The organism is uncultured Duncaniella sp. (assembly GCF_910578445.1).
In the GTDB taxonomy this organism is placed as follows: Bacteria; Bacteroidota; Bacteroidia; order Bacteroidales; family Muribaculaceae; genus Duncaniella.
The window spans coordinates 1-18322 of the sequence record NZ_CAJTQC010000002.1 but is presented as its reverse complement, the minus strand read 5'-3'; the positions used below and the strand labels follow the sequence as shown (position 1 = coordinate 18322).

The 18322-nt window shown below is 47.4% G+C and carries 12 protein-coding genes, 1 tRNA gene and 1 pseudogene; 1 reads left to right on the top strand and 13 read right to left on the bottom strand.

Features of this window, described 5'->3' with window-relative positions:
* Positions 1–401 precede the first annotated feature (401 nt).
* The 3 genes from QZ311_RS01345 to QZ311_RS01335 form a co-directional block, all read right to left on the bottom strand.
* Positions 402–1478 carry an AHH domain-containing protein gene (locus QZ311_RS01345; RefSeq protein ID WP_297063084.1) on the bottom strand — a complete coding sequence of 359 codons (1077 nt, stop codon included), beginning with the start codon at positions 1476–1478 and terminating at the stop codon, positions 402–404.
* Positions 1468–2952: a hypothetical protein gene (locus QZ311_RS01340; RefSeq protein ID WP_297063082.1), complete on the bottom strand. Its 1485-nt coding sequence runs from the start codon at positions 2950–2952 to the stop codon at positions 1468–1470. The genes QZ311_RS01345 and QZ311_RS01340 overlap by 11 nt, the downstream gene beginning before the upstream one ends.
* A gap of 135 nt (positions 2953–3087) precedes the next feature.
* On the bottom strand, positions 3088–3816 hold the full coding sequence (locus tag QZ311_RS01335) for an HNH/ENDO VII family nuclease (RefSeq protein WP_297063080.1): 729 nt from the start codon (positions 3814–3816) through the stop codon (positions 3088–3090).
* A gap of 813 nt (positions 3817–4629) precedes the next feature.
* On the opposite strand from QZ311_RS01335, the gene QZ311_RS01330 reads away from it, so the two are divergent.
* Positions 4630–5898 (top strand): ATP-binding protein, encoded by a 1269-nt coding sequence (locus QZ311_RS01330; RefSeq protein WP_297063077.1) that lies wholly within the window; start codon positions 4630–4632, stop codon positions 5896–5898.
* A 240-nt stretch (positions 5899–6138) separates the two neighbouring features.
* Here the strand turns inward: QZ311_RS01330 and rpoC are convergent, their stop codons facing one another.
* From rpoC to tuf, 10 genes and pseudogenes are all read right to left on the bottom strand, one after another.
* Positions 6139–10461: a DNA-directed RNA polymerase subunit beta' gene (rpoC, locus tag QZ311_RS01325; protein WP_297063075.1), complete on the bottom strand. Its 4323-nt coding sequence runs from the start codon at positions 10459–10461 to the stop codon at positions 6139–6141.
* Between the two features lie 103 nt (positions 10462–10564).
* On the bottom strand, positions 10565–14380 hold the full coding sequence (gene rpoB / locus QZ311_RS01320) for a DNA-directed RNA polymerase subunit beta (protein WP_297063073.1): 3816 nt from the start codon (positions 14378–14380) through the stop codon (positions 10565–10567).
* Between the two features lie 300 nt (positions 14381–14680).
* The gene (rplL, locus tag QZ311_RS01315; RefSeq protein WP_123613568.1) at positions 14681–15055 is read right to left on the bottom strand and encodes a 50S ribosomal protein L7/L12; all 375 of its coding nucleotides are present in this window, start codon (positions 15053–15055) and stop codon (positions 14681–14683) included.
* Between the two features lie 80 nt (positions 15056–15135).
* Positions 15136–15666: a 50S ribosomal protein L10 gene (gene rplJ, locus QZ311_RS01310; protein WP_297063070.1), complete on the bottom strand. Its 531-nt coding sequence runs from the start codon at positions 15664–15666 to the stop codon at positions 15136–15138.
* A gap of 22 nt (positions 15667–15688) precedes the next feature.
* Entirely contained in the window at positions 15689–16384 is a 696-nt protein-coding gene (gene rplA, locus QZ311_RS01305) for a 50S ribosomal protein L1 (RefSeq protein ID WP_136414882.1), read from the bottom strand.
* A 12-nt stretch (positions 16385–16396) separates the two neighbouring features.
* Positions 16397–16840: a 50S ribosomal protein L11 gene (gene rplK, locus QZ311_RS01300; protein ID WP_297063066.1), complete on the bottom strand. Its 444-nt coding sequence runs from the start codon at positions 16838–16840 to the stop codon at positions 16397–16399.
* Positions 16841–17029: 189 nt separating this feature from the next.
* The gene (nusG, locus tag QZ311_RS01295; protein ID WP_297063064.1) at positions 17030–17581 is read right to left on the bottom strand and encodes a transcription termination/antitermination protein NusG; all 552 of its coding nucleotides are present in this window, start codon (positions 17579–17581) and stop codon (positions 17030–17032) included.
* A gap of 21 nt (positions 17582–17602) precedes the next feature.
* Positions 17603–17803 carry a preprotein translocase subunit SecE gene (gene secE / locus QZ311_RS01290; RefSeq protein WP_123613573.1) on the bottom strand — a complete coding sequence of 67 codons (201 nt, stop codon included), beginning with the start codon at positions 17801–17803 and terminating at the stop codon, positions 17603–17605.
* A 15-nt stretch (positions 17804–17818) separates the two neighbouring features.
* Positions 17819–17891: transfer RNA gene (locus QZ311_RS01285), tRNA-Trp, on the bottom strand.
* Positions 17892–18015: 124 nt separating this feature from the next.
* Positions 18016–18322 (bottom strand): annotated as a pseudogene (gene tuf / locus QZ311_RS01280) (elongation factor Tu); the annotation flags it as partial.

The window sequence follows — 18322 nt, the reverse complement described above, 5'->3', positions numbered from 1 at the left end:
TATTATCAATCCATGAATCATAACCTTTCACTCTGAAAGGTCCTCACTTTGGACAACGTAGTATTGATCTCTTTTCGAATACGCAACCACAATTTTTACATTTTACTTTATCTGCCATAGGCTGTTTTTTTATATGGTTATAAATTTTATTTTGTTTTGAGGGTTATTTGGTAGAACGCATTGTTATTTAAAAATATCCAAAAATAAATCAATTAATCCTGAACTGGGACTAATCCGATATGAGCCGCAATTAGGGCATTTGTTCGGATCACATCTCTTGATAAAACCGGATGTTACAATCTGAGTAAACTTATGCCCACACTTATCACACTTCATTTTTCGTTCTTCACGATTATACATATACTTAGATTTATAAAATAATTCACGCTTTTATGATTCACTTAAATTTTATTTGAATTTATCAGTTGTTTTGGCCCTTCCAAAGACAGTTTGCCTTCATATAACTCATGTTTTATAGTATTCAAAATCTCATAACAATTCTTTTCGTTTTTAGCATCTTTAAGTTTTGAATATACATACTCAGAATATGCACGTTGGTGGCCTGTCTTATGGACTGCACCCTTAAAAATACTATTGACATCAGTTGGCAAAAAGATTCCATTTTCAGGAGCATTTATATCTATCTTAAATTTTTCAAGAATCTTCCTACTTTGGTCGGCATATTTATCACCGCCTTCCACTACATGATGAGCAGCGGCGCCACCAAAACCCCAATGAATATTCTTGTTTTGGGACGGCATCGCCTTATACATATTCTTGCGAAGAATATCACCGGATGCTTTTTGCCCTAAAATCAGTCCTGATTTATCATAATTGCCTATCTGTTCAAGCGTAAGGAACTGGTGATATGGAGAAATAGCTTTTCTGCGCTCACGCAGAAGAATTTCATTATACTTTTTCGATACGTCTGATCCGTCAGAAGCTAAATTTTTAACCAAGGGCACAGGTTTCCTTTTAACTGGATCCCACACAACCTTAATAGCCTCTTTACCTTTTGGTAGCAAAAATTCTTTTGTACCACTTTTTAGACAGACTTTTCCTGCATAAGATAATTTTATCGCTTTCGAACCAGATTTCAATGATTGCTTATATACTGAGGAATAACGTTTTGCGACGACAGCCTTTGTTGTGCGTAATTGAGAAGGGGAAACAATCATGTTTTTACTTTTTTTCTTTGAAAATTCAAGAATCGTTTTCACACCTTCCCTCTCAAATGTCTTTTTCAACTGAGCACGCATGCTTTTACGAAAAACTTGATTCGCCAATAAATCGTCGCCATGCGATATTGCAAATTTAGCAAGTTCTTTGGGATTCCTTTTTACTGTCTTTTTTACTACTTTTTTTGTCACTGTTTTTACAGCCTTTCCTGTCTGTGCATTAGCATAGTTATAGGAGCAGTCATTGCCCACAATCAAGACAATGATAAAAAATAAGGCTAAAATTCTTTTAAATCGCATCGGCTATATTATTATAAAGATTATCATAACTATTATTTATAAGCATCAATACTTGATTCCTCAAATCTTCCCGATAATTCTCAGGTATTTGCGCCAAAATCGCATATTGACAATATGCAACAAGTTCATCATTTGAATCCAGTTCTTCAGGTTCAGAAATTATCACATCAGCAAGATCTGTTCCAGCCTCTACAATTATTTGAAGAGCAAAAAATCTCGGGTCTGAACTTAGAGAAGTTAAAGAAAAAGCATTAGAAGCAGCGTTAACCAAGCCTGTTGTCTTTTCTTTTCCTATAAATTCTTTTATATGCGCCAATTCCCCATCGGGAAATTCTATATTGATTTTCTTAGGGTCAACCATTTTCGGCTCTATCTGCAACTCTCGGCCGGTAAACGCATTATAATATTCTAATTGAAGTTGATACATATCTCTCAACATTGAGGATATATGCCGATAAAATATATCAGTATAGTCCTCACCGTCAATATATTCCTGCCACAGTTCCTTAAACTTTGACTCGTCTCTACCGAATACGACAAGCAAACGTCTATAATCTAAAATTCCACCAGAGAATTTATCAATCACTTTCCTGAGACTTTCATTCGATAATGAATCCAGTTCAAGCTCAATAGATGCAGATACTATTTGATCATAGATTTCAATTGAATTCATTTTACATTCAAAAATCTCATCACGAATTTCGCTTAAATATGAATATTTGGATGCAGTTAAAATACTATCATCAACAAATTTTATATTTTTAGCTGAAAGCTTCTTAGCAATATTCTCCAATATCGGATATGGTGCGGACTCGGCTATCGGAATAATCGAATCTGTAAATATCGAATCCATCATTGGAAATATCCTATGATATTTAATGTAGAAGTTAACACCCTCATCCAAATCTCGCGCATAAAAACTTTCCATTATTTTTCCTCGCTCAAAAGACATTCCAATCAAAGGTTTTAAAGCTGGCGATTTATTTACAATAACACCTGTCTCAGCTATCTGGTCAAATGATTCTTTATCTGCATTTTTCAATATCGAATCACAGTAAACACTTGTCAATTCCGGGAAGACGGAATAGTATTTAGCATAAAATTCCGCACATTCTTTGAAGTTTCGATTCCGAAAACTACCCATCATCTTATCTTTATCAATCGCCGAAGCAGACAATAATTTAAATGCAGGCGTTTCTTTAATTATAGCTCCTATTTGCGCAATATCATCAAAAGGAAGTGCTAAAATAAGAGGCATTATTGAATCTTCGATGGCTTTATTCCATAGCGAATCGGTTGAAAAATCATCGGCATACCATTGAGCAAATTCAACCGGTCCTCTAATATCATATTGGCCTGCGACGTCCTCTACTGTTGTGATACAACTCGACAAAGTCATCGAAGTTATGAATCCGATGCTAAATATGGCGATTTTTAGTTTCATTAATCGCACTAAAAAACTAATTCCTTTCATATTATCACACATAGTTTCTATTTAAGTTATTATCTGATTGATTTCATATTTTCGCTTCAAGTTGACAACACAGAATTCATGCTATTTTTTGTTGTTTTCTAAAAATCGCAAACCTACTTATTTTAAATAACTTCATTATAAAATATAATCAATATAATCTGCTATTTCTTTATACATAGGAGCTCTTTCTTTTTTGCTAAATTCTCCTCGATTAATTTCACTCCCTTTCCGGATTGGATGTAATACCGATGACTGTGTCTTATGATCTTCCGCCATTAAAGCGAAATAATTCGGATTTGATTTTTGACCTCCATGATGAAGTTCAAAAGCACTGTATCCATGGTCGGCAATTCTCTGATTGGAAGGGTCTTTATATAATGGCGCTAAACCTCTTTTCATTCTCCCCAAATTCGTCTCACACCCATCTTTCACAAAACGGGGATTACCTTTATGAAATTTAACTGGGTCAAAATCTCCCGTATATTTCCTTGAAATCTTCAAATATGGGTCGAATTTAGGTGATATTAAAAGAGGTTTACTACGTCCTCTAATTATCACATTAATTTCACTATAGGCTCCTTTCTTAAAGACTTCCGCAACTTCTTTTGTCATTGATGCAGCCACTTTAGAACTCAGTCCTATCGTTGTGGATTTAGAAACAGTTTTAATCATACTACGCTGAGACTCTTTACCCGCTTTTTTTTCAATCAATTTGGTCACCTTTTTAGTGCCAATTTTTTTTGCCTGCTTTATTTCTTTCTTTATAATTTGTCTTACAATAGTTTTTGCGACTTGTCCAGTAGAATACGCAGGAAATAGAAATAGCGATGCTATGATTATTGTTATTGTACTTCTTAATCTCATATAATTCAATTATTTTTTTGAATTTAATCGATACAAAAAAAGAACACTGACACATTTCAAGTTTTGCATCTCGGGAAGGCTCTGGAAAATGCCTTGGAATGAAACAAAACGAAGAAAATGCTGTCAGTGTCCCTCGAATCGAGGACACACAAAACTTTGCACACAGTGCAGGCGTGAGCCTACACTGATTAGCCGCATTTTTATCATATTCATTCCATTGTCGAGAAATTTTCCAGATTTACCCTTGGAGATTACGATAAAATGTCAAAGCTTGTGGCTTAATATTTTGGGGAGTCGGTCAATGTCCGGTTCTTGATAATACGATGTTAAGGTTAATAATCAGTGATTGACGGCTACCGCGATGGTAGCTCTGTGCAAATATAATCATTTTCCTTCCACATTTGCAATATCAGGAAGGGGTTTAACACTCTCCCGACCGCATTTTCTTCGATGTATCCGCAAAATTAAACCACGGGTGTTTCAAACACTGAAACACCCGTGGTTTAATTTTCAGAATTCGGTTGCGCAGTGCCGTGAAATTTATTCAGAACGTCACCCCTTTGTAGCCTGACAGCAAAAGCATGAAAATTTAACATCATAAATTGGCTAAGTGAGTAATCATATTGGTCAAGGATGCCGTATCACGGTGACGACAGAGCGTAAAGTCCGCCAAGGCACTATGGGAGTATAGAGTTTAAAGTATAGAGGGAAAGAAGTAAGGATTTTTTCGAGTACAGTCGAATGTTTTGATGTTTTCGTGGAAAGTTTCGAGTACAGTCGAAAATTTAGCTATATTTGCAAAAAGATTCGACTATGGAAGAATATTTAGACATAATAGCCCCATATAATCTATGGTACGGGAATCAACTTCCCGCCGGATTCACACGTGACACATACACCCGAAGCCTTATGAAGTATACCGGAAACCGGCTCGTTAAGGTGTTGACCGGTCAGCGACGCGTTGGCAAAAGCTATATCATGCGACAGGTTGCCAACGAGCTTATAAAGAGCGGTATAAAACCGGAGAACACGCTTTTCATCAACTGTGAACTGTCGGTGTTCGGTTTCATAAGAAATGCTGATGACCTCAGCAGTCTTGTAAGCGCTTACCGCAATCGCTTCAATCCCGCCGGACGTCTCTATATCTTTATAGATGAGGTGCAGGAAATCGATGAATGGGAACGTGCGGTCAATTCAATGTCGCAGGACTACACTGTGGAGGCAGAGCTGTTTATCTCAGGTTCAAATTCACGGCTGCTTTCCGGCGAACTCGCCTCGCTTCTGTCGGGACGGTATGTGGAGTTTATGATAACCCCTCTGTCGTTTGACGAATACTGCGGAGTTCACTCCTTCGAAAAAGAACGCGGAGCTTTTCTGAGATATATGAAAGACGGAGGACTGCCGGAACTGATTAATCTCCCGGACGATGAGGTGAAGCAACGCTATGTGGCCGGACTGCGCGATTCGATAATGCTCAAGGATATTGTAAAACGATATTCGATAAAGGATGTAGGGCTTCTCGAAAGTCTCTTTGCATATCTTGTCAACAATGCCTCCAATATGATTTCCATAACCGGTATAGTAAATTTCATAAAGAGCCGCGGAAACAGGTCGACCTACGATACGGTAGCAGCCTATATCATGTATCTTCAGGAGGCTTTTCTCGTACATAAGTCAGAGCGCTACAATATCAGCGGTAAGGAACTGCTCGCAGGTAATTTCAAACTTTATATAAATGACCAAGCCTACCATAATTATCTGTTTTCGTCTGTGAGATATGGGTTAGGATATGTGTTGGAAAATATCGTGTATCTGGAGTTTGTGAGAAAAGGCTATGTTGTCAATACGGGCGTTGTGAAAGGGCGTGAAGTCGATTTCATAGCGGTGAAGGACGGGCGCACCGTCTATGCACAGGTCGCTTATTCTGTACTCGATGAGGAAACGGCTCAGAGGGAGTATGAATCTCTTGAACATGTCAAGGGCGAGGGTGAGAAGTTTCTGATAACAATGGACGACGACCTGTTGCCGATGCGCAACGGTGTCCGCCATCTGCGGGCATGGGAATTGGGAACGGAATTGTAGATAGGTTCATGGCTTGGAGTTAGATTTTCAGTATAGAGGGGAAAGTATCGTTTTTTCGAGTACAGTCGAAAGTTTTGATGTTTTCGTGGAAAGTTTCGAGTACAGTCGAATGTTTTGACGGTATGGTGAAATCGGTGGTGGATATAAAACAGCAGCGCCGGCCCGGGTGGGGTCGGCGCTGGATGTTTATTGGGGGGTCAGACGTTTATCTGAGAGTTCAGACGCTGTCTGACGGATTTATCAGAGTTCGGTGTGAGCCACGTCGATGACTTCGGGGGCTTCCTGACGGGGAATGACAGGGAGATCGAAGGCATCCTCGATGTCGTCCTTGCCACCGACCACGATGCGCTCGTAGGAGCGGAGGCCTGTACCGGCGGGGATGAGGTGACCGCAGATTACGTTTTCCTTCATGCCCTGAAGGTAGTCGACCTTGCCGTTGATGGCAGCTTCGTTGAGCACCTTGGTGGTTTCCTGGAATGATGCAGCCGACATGAACGACGATGTCTGGAGGGCGGCACGAGTGATACCCTGAAGAATCTGCTCGGAAGTGGCGGGCTGTGCATCACGAACGACAATCGGACGGAGGTCACGACGCTTGAGCGATGAGTTTTCGTCGCGGAGCTTGCGGGCAGTGATGATCTGACCGGGCTTGACGTTCTCGCTGTCGCCTGCGTCGGTGACAACCTTCTTGCCCCAGATGCGGTCGTTTTCGTCCATGAAGTCGCGCTTGTCGACAACCTGCTGCTCGAGGAAGTTGGTGTCGCCCGGATCGAGGATGTTGACCTTGCGCATCATCTGGCGTACGATGACTTCGAAGTGCTTGTCGTTAATCTTCACACCCTGCATGCGGTAGACGTCCTGAACTTCGTTGACGATGTATTCCTGAACGGCTGTCGGACCCATGATGTTGAGGATGTCGGCGGGAGTGATCGCACCGTCGGAGAGCGGTGTGCCGGCACGCACGTAGTCGTTTTCCTGCACGAGAATCTGCTTCGACAGGGGCACGAGGTATTTCTTGGTCTCTCCGAGTTTGGATGTCACGGAAATCTCGCGGTTGCCACGCTTAACCTTGCCGAAACGCACCTCACCGTCGATTTCAGAAACGATGGCGGGGTTAGACGGGTTACGGGCCTCGAAGAGCTCTGTAACTCGGGGAAGACCACCGGTGATGTCACCGGCAGAACCTGCCGCACGAGGAATCTTGACGAAGATCTCACCGGCCTTGACGGTGTCGCCGTCGTCGACCATGAGGTGAGCGCCCACAGGGAGGGCATAGGTCTTGACAACCTCGCCGGTAGCATCGACGATGTTGGCTTCGGGGACTTTGCCACGCTCCTTGGATTCGATGATAATCTTTTCGCGGAGACCGGTCTGTTCGTCGGAATCGACGCGGTAGGTGACATTTTCCTGGAAGTTGACATATTCGACCTTACCGCCGACTTCGCTGACGATAACGGCGTTGAAGGGGTCCCATTCGCAGATGACGTCGCCTTTCTTGATTGTAGCGCCGTTGTCGAAGAAGAGTTTCGCACCATAGGGGATGTTGGCGTTGGTCAGCATCATCTTGGTGTTGGGGTCGACGATACGCATTTCAGCGAGTCGGCCGATGACCACGTCAACGTTGCGGCCCTTTGAGTCGGCCTCGTCGGTCTGTACGGTGCGGAGCTCGTCGATTTCGAGGATACCGTCGTAGCGCGAAGTGAGTGAGTTGACAGCAGCGATGTTCGAAGCCACACCACCGACGTGGAACGTACGGAGTGTAAGCTGAGTACCGGGCTCACCGATTGACTGGGCTGCAATCACGCCGACAGCCTCGCCCATCTGCACCATGCGGTGGGTGGCAAGGTTGCGACCGTAGCACTTGGCGCAGACACCCTTCTTGGATTCGCAAGTGAGCACTGAACGGATCTCAACAGATTCGATCGGCGACTCATTGATGCGGTCGGCGGCGATATCGTTGATTTCCTCACCGGCAGCGACGATGAGTTCGCCATTGGTGGGATCGATGATGTCGTGGACAGAGACACGTCCGAGGATACGTTCGCCGAGCGAAGCGACAACCTCGTCGTTGTTCTTGATCTCGGTGCAGACAAGTCCGCGAAGCGTTCCGCAGTCCTCTTCGTTGATGATAACGTCGTGGGCCACGTCGACAAGACGACGGGTAAGATAACCTGCGTCGGCAGTCTTAAGCGCAGTATCCGCAAGACCCTTACGCGCACCGTGGGTCGAGATGAAGTATTCGAGCACCGAAAGACCTTCCTTAAAGTTCGCAAGAATCGGGTTCTCGATGATCTGACCACCCTCAGCACCGCTCTTCTGCGGCTTGGCCATAAGACCACGCATACCTGAGAGCTGACGAATCTGGTCCTTAGAACCACGGGCTCCGGAGTCAAGCATCATGTAGACAGGGTTGAATCCCTGCTTGTCGGCAGAAATCTGCTTCATGAGCGTGTCGGCAAGACGAGAGTTGACGTGTGTCCAGATATCGATAATCTGGTTGTAACGTTCGTTGTTGGTGATGAAGCCCATCGAGTAGTTGTTGAGGACTTCCTGTACCTGCTCGTAGCCTTCCTTGACATACTGTTCCTTTTCGGCAGGAATAAGCACGTCGCCGAGGTTGAACGACAGACCGCCCTTGAAGGCCATGTAGTAACCGAGGTTCTTGATGTCGTCGAGGAACTGGGCCGAACGGGGGATACCGCAATATTTGATTACGCGCGAGATGATGGTACGCAGTGATTTCTTAGAAAGAATCTCATTGACATAGCCAATCTCTTTGGGGACATACTGGTTGACAAGCACACGGCCGACAGAGGTGTTCTCGACGAGGTGCTTGATGGGATTGCCGAATTCGTCAATGTCGTCAACCACAATCGAAACGGGGGCGTGGAGAGTCACACGGCCTTCGTTGTAGGCGATTTCAGCCTCCTCAGGTCCGTAGAACTTGAGGCCTTCGCCCTTGTCGCCCTTGCGGAGCTTGGTGATATAGTAGAGACCGAGCACCATGTCCTGAGAAGGCACGGTGATAGGCGCGCCGTTGGCGGGGTTGAGGATGTTGTGAGAACCGAGCATGAGAAGCTGTGCTTCGAGAACGGCCTCGTTGCCAAGAGGAAGGTGAACCGCCATCTGGTCACCGTCGAAGTCGGCGTTGAATGCCGTACATGCGAGCGGATGGAGCTGGATAGCCTTACCTTCGATCATCTTGGGCTGGAATGCCTGAATACCGAGACGGTGAAGAGTCGGGGCTCGGTTGAGGAGCACCGGGTGACCCTTCATTACGTATTCGAGGATATCCCATACGACAGGCTCTTTGCGGTCGACAATCTTCTTGGCCGACTTGACGGTCTTGACGATGCCACGCTCGATGAGCTTGCGGATAACGAAGGGCTTGTAGAGCTCGGCAGCCATGTTTTTGGGGATACCGCACTCGTGCATCTTCAGCTCAGGACCAACGACGATAACCGAACGGGCCGAGTAGTCGACACGCTTACCGAGGAGGTTCTGACGGAAACGGCCCTGCTTACCCTTGAGCGAGTCAGAGAGCGATTTGAGCGGACGGTTGGCCTCGGTCTTGACAGCCGACGACTTGCGAGAGTTGTCGAGGAGCGAATCGACAGCTTCCTGAAGCATACGCTTCTCGTTGCGGAGAATCACATCGGGAGCTTTGATTTCGATGAGTCGCTTGAGACGGTTGTTGCGGATGATCACACGACGATAGAGGTCGTTGAGGTCGGATGTGGCGAAACGGCCACCATCAAGAGGCACGAGGGGGCGGAGTTCGGGGGGAATCACCGGCACGGCCTGAAGAATCATCCATTCAGGACGGTTGCGCTCGCGAGAGGCGCGGAACGATTCCACAACCTGAAGGCGCTTGAGGGCCTCGGTCTTGCGCTGCTGCGAACCTTCGGAATTTGCCTGATCGCGGAGTGCGTAAGAGAGGTCGTCGAGGTTGATGTCCTTGAGCAGATCATAGATAGCCTCGGCTCCCATCTTGGCAACGAATTTGTTGGGGTCTGTGTCGTCGAGAAGCTGGTTTTCGCGGGGAAGACGATCCATGATGTCGAAATACTCCTCTTCGGTAAGAAGGTCGAGACGCTGAACGGGATTCTCACCATCGGCGGCCGCACCGGGATTGATGACAACGTAGCGCTCGTAGTAGATGACGGCATCAAGCTTCTTTGAGGGAAGACCGAGAAGATAACCGATCTTGTTAGGCAGCGAGCGAAAGTACCATATATGAGCCACGGGCACAACAAGCTTGATGTGGCCCATGCGCTCACGACGCACTTTCTTTTCAGTCACTTCCACACCACAACGGTCACAGACAATGCCTTTGTAACGGATGCGCTTGTACTTGCCGCAATGACATTCGAAGTCCTTTACAGGACCGAAAATGCGCTCGCAGAAAAGGCCGTCGCGCTCAGGCTTGTAGGTGCGGTAGTTGATGGTTTCGGGTTTTAACACCTCGCCGCTTGACTTCTCAAGAATCTCCTCGGGCGAAGCGATGCCGATAGAGATTTTCGAGAAACCGGTTTTTTGTTTATTGTCTTTTCTAAAAGCCATATTTTAGATATTCAAAAGCGATGTTAAGTAATTTTTTCGATGGTATATCGAAATCCGGGCACGATGGCCGGACTCCGATACACCGTCAATAAGGAGAGTGATATTACTGCTCAAGGTTGATGCTCAGACCGAGGCCACGGAGCTCATGGAGAAGCACATTGAGCGATTCGGGAATGCCGGCAGGCGGCATTGCGTCGCCCTTGACGATAGCTTCGTAAGTCTTGCTTCGACCGGTAACATCGTCGGACTTGACTGTAATGATTTCCTGAAGGATGTGGGCGGCGCCGAATGCTTCGAGCGCCCAGACTTCCATCTCTCCGAAACGCTGTCCACCGAACTGCGCCTTACCGCCAAGCGGCTGCTGAGTGATGAGTGAGTACGGACCGATCGAACGTGCGTGCATCTTGTCTTCGACCATGTGGCCGAGCTTAAGCATGTAGATGACACCCACGGTAGCGGGCTGGTCGAAACGCTCGCCTGTTCCTCCGTCATAGAGGTAGGTCTTACCGTAGCGGGGTATTCCGGCCTTGTCGGTCCATTCGTTGAGGTCTTCAAGCGTAGCACCGTCGAAAATCGGGGTTGCGAACTTCTCGCCCAGCTCACGGCCTGCCCATCCGAGCACAGTCTCGAAAATCTGACCGAGGTTCATACGCGAAGGCACACCAAGCGGGTTGAGGACGATGTCGACAGGAGTACCGTCGGCAAGGAATGGCATGTCTTCCTGACGCACGATGCGCGACACGATACCCTTGTTACCGTGACGACCCGCCATCTTGTCGCCCACAGAAATCTTACGCTTCTTGGCCACATAGACTTTGGCAAGCTTCATGATGCCTGAAGGAAGTTCGTCGCCGATAGAGATGTCGAATTTCTTGCGACGGAGCTCGGCATCGATTTCCTTTGATTTGCGCAGATAGTTGACGATTGTGGCGCGAATCATATCGTTGATGCGGTTGTCAGACGTCCACTTCGAGAGGTTGATTGTGTCGAAGTCAATCTCACGGAGAGTGGCTGCCGAGAATCGCGAGCCTTTCGGGATAATGTCTGTTCCAAGGAAATCCTTCACACCCTGCGAGGTCTTGCCGTCGGTAAGGGTCATGAGCTTGCGGATAAGGAGATCCTTGAGAGCGTTGAGACGATCCTCGTATTCCTCGTCGAGCTTGGGAAGGACAGCGCTGGCGCTCTTCTTGGTCTTTTTCTTTTCGGCTTTCTGGAAAAGATGTGTGCCGATGACAACACCCTTGAGCGACGGAGAAGCCTTGAGAGATGCATCCTTCACATCGCCGGCCTTGTCGCCGAAGATGGCACGGAGGAGTTTCTCTTCAGGAGTGGGATCGCTTTCGCCCTTAGGAGTAATCTTACCGATCATGATGTCGCCGGGGACGATGTGGGCTCCCACACGGATGATACCACGCTCGTCGAGATCCTTTGTAGCGTCTTCCGACACGTTGGGGATGTCAGATGTAAGTTCCTCCATACCGCGCTTGGTTTCGCGGACTTCGAGGGTGTACTCATCGACATGGACAGATGTGAGGATGTCTTCGCGGACCACACGCTCGTTGAGCACGATAGCGTCCTCATAGTTATAGCCCTTCCAAGGCATGAAGGCAACCTTGAGGTTGCGGCCGAGAGCGAGCTCGCCCTTTTCAGTAGAGTAGCCTTCGGTGAGGATGTCGCCACGCTTCACTCTCTGACCCTTCTGGCAGATAGGACGGAGGTCGATAGTGGTGCTCTGGTTGGTCTTGCGGAATTTCGGCAGACGGTATTCCTTGACGCTGTCCTCGAACGAAACAAATTCTTCGTCCTCGGTGCGGTCATAACGGATGCGGATGACGGTAGCGTCGACAAATTCGATTGTACCCTCGCGCTCAGCCATAATCTGGGTGCGGCTGTCATGTATGAGCTGTCCTTCGATGCCTGTTCCGACGATTGGAGATTCGCTGCGCAGCAGAGGCACAGCCTGACGCATCATGTTAGATCCCATGAGCGCACGGTTAGCGTCGTCGTGTTCAAGGAAGGGGATGAGAGATGCCGCGATAGATGCAATCTGTGTGGGCGACACGTCCATGAGTTCCACCTGATCGGGAGCGACAATCGGGAAGTCGGCGTCAAGACGGGCTTTCACGCGGTCGTTGATAAACTCGCCGTCGTCCTTGACAGGAGCATTGCCCTGAGCGATGATCTTGCCTTCCTCGATTTCAGCTGTGAGATAGACAACCTCGTCGTTGTTGAGGTTGACAACACCTTCTTTAACCTCGCGGTAGGGAGTCTCGATGAAGCCGAGATCGTTGATCTTGGCATAGACACAGAGCGAAGAGATAAGACCGATGTTCGGGCCTTCAGGGGTCTCGATCGGACAAAGACGTCCGTAGTGTGTATAGTGTACGTCGCGCACCTCGAAACCTGCACGCTCACGCGAAAGACCGCCGGGGCCAAGGGCCGACATACGGCGCTTGTGGGTGATCTCGGCCAAAGGGTTGGTCTGGTCCATGAACTGCGACAGGGCGTTAGTGCCGAAGAATGTGTTGATAACGCTCGAAATTGTCTTGGCGTTGATAAGGTCGATCGGAGTGAACACCTCATTGTCACGCACGTTCATGCGCTCACGGATTGTGCGCGACATACGGGCGAGACCGACGTTGAACTGATTGTAGAGCTGTTCGCCTACAGTACGCACACGACGGTTGCTCAAGTGGTCGATGTCGTCGACATCGGTCTTCGAGTTGATAAGTTCAATGAGGTATTTGATGATGGCGATGATGTCCTCCTTGGTGAGCACCTTCACGTCCATCGAAGTAGTGAGGCCGAGTTTCTTGTTGATACGGTAGCGGCCCACTTCGCCGAGGTCATAACGCTTTTCGGAGAAGAAAAGGTTGGTGATGACTTCGCGCGCGCTTGCATCGTCCGGTGGCTCGGCGTTGCGCAGCTGCCGGTAGATGTATTGGATAGCTTCCTTCTCGGAGTTTGATGTATCCTTCTGAAGGGTGTTGAATATAATCGAGTAGTCGGAGGTGTTGGCATCTTCCTTGTGGAGAAGCACAGTCTGAACCCCCGAGTCAAGAATTTCCTGAATATTGTCTTCCTCAAGCACAGTCTCGCGATCAAGGATCACGTCGTTACGCTCGATAGACACAACTTCGCCGGTATCCTCGTCAACGAAGTCTTCAACCCATGTTTTGAGCACACGGGCAGCGAGCTTACGGCCTACGGCTTTCTTAAGGTTGGTCTTATTGACCTTTATTTCCTCTGCAAGTCCGAAGATTTCGATAATGTCCTTATCGCTTTCAAGGCCGATGGCACGAAGAAGTGTGGTGACAGGGAGTTTCTTCTTACGGTCGATGTAGGCATACATCACATTGTTGATGTCAGTCGCAAACTCAATCCAGCTGCCACGGAACGGGATGATACGTGCGCTGTAGAGTTTAGTACCGTTGGCATGGGTGCTCTGACCGAAGAACACACCGGGCGAACGGTGAAGCTGTGACACGACAACACGCTCGGCTCCGTTGATGACAAACGTACCCTTGTCTGTCATGTAGGGAATCGGGCCGAGGTATACATCCTGAATCACGGTAGCAAAATCCTCGTGGTCAGGGTCGGTACAGTAAAGTTTGAGCTTAGCCTTGAGAGGCACGCTATAGGTCAGACCACGTTCGAGACACTCGTCGATTGAGTAGCGCGGCGGGTCGATGTAATAGTCAAGGAACTCAAGTACAAAGTTGTTGCGAGTGTCGGCGATAGGGAAGTTTTCGGCAAACACTTTGAAAAGGCCCTCGTTTTTTCTTTTTTCCGGCGGAGTGTCGAGCTGGAGGAAGTCCTGAAAGGACTTTAGCTGCACCTCGAGGAAATCGGGATAAGGAAGAGGGTTTTTAACCGACGCGAAGTTTACGCGTGGTTTAGCTAAAGTTATGTCTGACATCTAATCTTTTGGATTAAACATTAAAAAAGAAACTCGTTGTGTTGTTGATGGTAGTGCGCAGGAAGAGTCAATTTAACATTAATTAACCCCAGCATCGCCCAATATTCAGGCCTCGGCAAATAAGAGAATAACCCAATGAGGCGTGAATGAGCGACTTATGAAACCGGCCGATGCTGAATTTTTATTTATAAATATAAATATTTATGATTTTTTATAGCAACCCGTCCATTTTAACGCAAATAGGTTAAGAAACTCCCGTAAGGGAGAATCTTAACCCATTGTACCTGATGAGCAGGAATATTATTTGAGCTCAACCTCAGCACCAGCTTCTTCGAGCTGCTTCTTGAGGCCTTCTGCATCAGCCTTAGCCATGCCTTCCTTGATAACGCTGGGAGCGCCGTCAACCATTTCCTTAGCTTCCTTGAGGCCAAGACCGGTGAGTTCCTTAACGAGCTTAACAACAGCGAGCTTAGAAGCGCCAGCAGACTTGAGGACTACGTCGAAAGAGGTCTTCTCTTCTTCAGCGGGTGCGCCAGCAGCAGGACCGGCAGCAACTGCAACAGCTGCAGCAGCGGGTTCGATGCCGTAAGTTTCCTTGAGGATCTGAGCAAGTTCGTTTACTTCCTTAACGGTGAGGTTAACAAGTTGTTCTGCAAAAGCATTAAGATCTGCCATGATTTTATAGTTTTATTGTTGTTTTTAAATTTGATGATTGGTTAAGGGGTATTGAGCAGAGAGGCTGTAGGATATAAGGCTTACGCTTCCTTCTTCGAAAGAGTTTCGAGGATGCCGTGAAGTTTGTTTCCACCAGAAGAAAGTGCGGAAATAACGTTCTTGGCGGGAGACTGGAGAAGAGCGACAACGTCGGCGATAAGCTCGTTCTTGCTCTTGATAGCCACGAGGGTGTCGAGCTGGTCTTCACCCATGTAGACAGTCTCTTCAACGTAAGCGGCCTTGAGTCGGGGAAGAGTGGCGTCTTTGTCAGCCTTTCTGATGTCCTTGATAAGCTTTGCAGGAGCATTGCCTGTGTTTGAAAGCATCAGAGAGGTCGAACCGTGGAGAGCTCCGTAGAGTTCTGAATAGTCACCTTCGAGCGATTCGAGAGCCTTGTGAAGAAGAGTGTTCTTCACGACCATGAGCTTGATGTCGGCCTTGTTGCAGGCACGGCGGAGAGCTGTGGTCTTTTCGGCATCGAGGCCGGCAGTTTCAGTGAGATAGAAGCAGCTATACTCCTGAAGAGTCTTAGCTATATTCTCAATAGCAATGATTTTATCTTCCTTTTTCATTTTGTACAGTCAGCTTTAGAAGTTATTCGTCGATTGACTTGGGGTCAATCTTGATACCCGGACTCATTGTGCTCGAAAGATAAATGCTCTTGATATAAGTACCCTTAGCGGCAGCGGGCTTGAGCTTGATGAGGGTGTTGATGAACTCACGGACATTGTCGGCAGCAGCGGGAGCTTCAAAAGAAACCTTACCTACTGACGAGTGAACGATACCGTTCTTGTCAACCTTGAAGTCGATTTTACCCTTCTTCACTTCCTCAACGGCCTTGGCAACGTCATTGGTCACAGTACCGCTCTTGGGGTTAGGCATGAGGCCACGGGGACCGAGGACACGGCCGAGGGCTCCGATCTTACCCATGATAGCGGGCTGGGTGATGATGACATCAACGTCAGTCCAACCGCCTTTGATTTTTTCGATATATTCGTCCAGACCTACATAGTCTGCACCGGCAGCCTTAGCAGCAGCTTCGGCATCTGAGTTACAGAGTACGAGTACACGCACCTGCTTGCCGGTTCCGTGGGGCAGCGTCACAACGCCACGTACCATCTGGTTAGCCTTACGGGGGTCAACGCCAAGTCGAACATCCACGTCAAGCGAAGCATCGAACTTTGTGAAGGTAATTTCCTTAACGAGGTTTACTGCTTCAGCAAGACTATACACCTTCCCGGCTTCAACTTTCTCCTGGGCAATCTTTTGATTTTTTGTCAGTTTACTCATGTCAATTGAAGTTTAGATGTTTTCGGGGAATGTTCCTTTAACGGTGATACCCATGCTTCTGGCTGTACCGGCAACCATACGCATTGCCGATGCGACGGTGAAACAGTTCAAATCGGGCATTTTGTCCTCAGCAATTGCCTTAACCTGCTCCCAAGTCACTTCGCCGACTTTCTTACGGTTGGGCTGTGCAGAACCACTCTTAAGCTTGGTAGCTTCGAGGAGCTGGATTGCCACCGGGGGAGTCTTGACTACGAAGTCAAAGCTCTTGTCGGTATAATAAGTGATGACTACCGGAAGTACCTTACCGGCTTTGTCCTGAGTGCGGGCATTGAATTGCTTGCAAAACTCCATGATGTTGATACCCTTGGAACCAAGAGCAGGACCAACTGGAGGCGAAGGATTGGCTGCTCCGCCTTTGATTTGCAATTTGATCTGTCCAGCAATTTCTTTAGCCATGATAAATCTAAATTTTTGTTAATGATTCGGTTAAAACGATGCCATCTCTTCTTCACCATGATGTCTCCCCGACTACCTTCGTAACCAAGTGCCGGAGAGCCGTCATTTAAATTAATGTTTCAAATTTTGGCTCGGAAACTGTGACATCTCCCGTGGTGTCGTGGAAAAATCCTCGACACCGCGCGATGATTATTCACGCTCTACCTGAGAATTCTCGAGTTCCAACGGAGTTTTACGTCCGAAGATTTTGACCATTACCTTAAGCTTCTTCTTCTCACGGTTAACCTCTTCAATAGTTCCTGAGAAACCACTGAAAGGCCCGAAAGTCACCTTTACGGTCTCACCTACCATGTAATCATTTCCATCGTCAGGAGTGTCAATCATTTCATCGGCAGTACCCATCATTCTAAGCACTTCGCTTTCGCGTAATGCCTCGGGAGCCGCGTTCTTGCCACGTCCACGAAGGAAATCAATCACATTTGTAGTGTTACGGAGCTCATAAAGCACCTCGCCTGTAAGAATGCATTCCACAAAGACATAGCCGGAGTAAAGGTTTTTCTCCTTTACCACCTTCTTGCCATTGCGGACTGACATTACCTTCTCAGTAGGAATCAAGACCTGAAAGACGTAATTGCCGAGGCCGGTGTTACGGATGGCTCCATCCAATACTTCTTTGACCTTAGCTTCCTTACCTGAAATGGCACGCAGCACATACCAGGCTTTTTTCAATTCTTCCGCCATTGATTTTCTTCTGTTAAGAGATTACTGACCGAGGCTATAAATGAAGTGCATTATGGTATTGACCACCTGATCCATCGCGAAAATTATCGCGGCTATAATGATGGAAGCGATCAGCACGATAACTGCGCTCTTGACCAGTTGGCTTCTTGTAGGCCAAGTAGTCTTATACCGAAGTTCGGTATAAGACTCCTCGATATCTGTAAGCAGTTTAAGTTTACTCATTTGTCGTGTTTTTTGCACGGGACGAGAGGCTCGAACTCCCGACACCCGGTTTTGGAGACCGGTGCTCTACCAACTGAGCTAGTCCCGTATAAGGAAAACCGACCTTCGATTCTTTGAGTCACCCCGCCGAAACGAGGGTCGGTTTTGGTTTTATTCAGAGGCCTGCACCAACAGGCTCTTGAATGGCTTTTTAAGAATTATACCGTAAGGTATTATTCGAGAATTTCGGTGATCTGACCAGAACCTACTGTACGACCGCCTTCACGGATAGCGAAGCGAAGACCTGCGTCGCAAGCAACCGGGTTGATGAGCTCAACGTTGATCTCTACGTGGTCACCGGGCATTACCATTTCTACACCTTCGGGAAGAGTGATTTCGCCAGTTACGTCAAGAGTACGGATGTAGAACTGGGGACGGTAGTGGTTGTGGAACGGAGTGTGACGGCCGCCTTCTTCCTTCTTAAGGATGTAGACAGAAGCCTTGAACTTGCTGTGAGGTTTAACAACTCCGGGGTGGCAG

Bases quoted from the DNA above. Each gene is read 5' to 3' on its own strand.
- QZ311_RS01345 (WP_297063084.1), bottom strand. From the start codon at position 1,478: ATGCGATTTAAAAGAATTTTAGCCTTATTTTTTATCATTGTCTTGATT.
- QZ311_RS01340 (WP_297063082.1), bottom strand. From the start codon at position 2,952: ATGAAAGGAATTAGTTTTTTAGTGCGATTAATGAAACTAAAAATCGCC.
- QZ311_RS01335 (WP_297063080.1), bottom strand. From the start codon at position 3,816: ATGAGATTAAGAAGTACAATAACAATAATCATAGCATCGCTATTTCTA.
- QZ311_RS01330 (WP_297063077.1), top strand. From the start codon at position 4,630: ATGGAAGAATATTTAGACATAATAGCCCCATATAATCTATGGTACGGG.
- rpoC (WP_297063075.1), bottom strand. From the start codon at position 10,461: ATGGCTTTTAGAAAAGACAATAAACAAAAAACCGGTTTCTCGAAAATC.
- rpoB (WP_297063073.1), bottom strand. From the start codon at position 14,380: ATGTCAGACATAACTTTAGCTAAACCACGCGTAAACTTCGCGTCGGTT.
- rplL (WP_123613568.1), bottom strand. From the start codon at position 15,055: ATGGCAGATCTTAATGCTTTTGCAGAACAACTTGTTAACCTCACCGTT.
- rplJ (WP_297063070.1), bottom strand. From the start codon at position 15,666: ATGAAAAAGGAAGATAAAATCATTGCTATTGAGAATATAGCTAAGACT.
- rplA (WP_136414882.1), bottom strand. From the start codon at position 16,384: ATGAGTAAACTGACAAAAAATCAAAAGATTGCCCAGGAGAAAGTTGAA.
- rplK (WP_297063066.1), bottom strand. From the start codon at position 16,840: ATGGCTAAAGAAATTGCTGGACAGATCAAATTGCAAATCAAAGGCGGA.
- nusG (WP_297063064.1), bottom strand. From the start codon at position 17,581: ATGGCGGAAGAATTGAAAAAAGCCTGGTATGTGCTGCGTGCCATTTCA.
- secE (WP_123613573.1), bottom strand. From the start codon at position 17,803: ATGAGTAAACTTAAACTGCTTACAGATATCGAGGAGTCTTATACCGAA.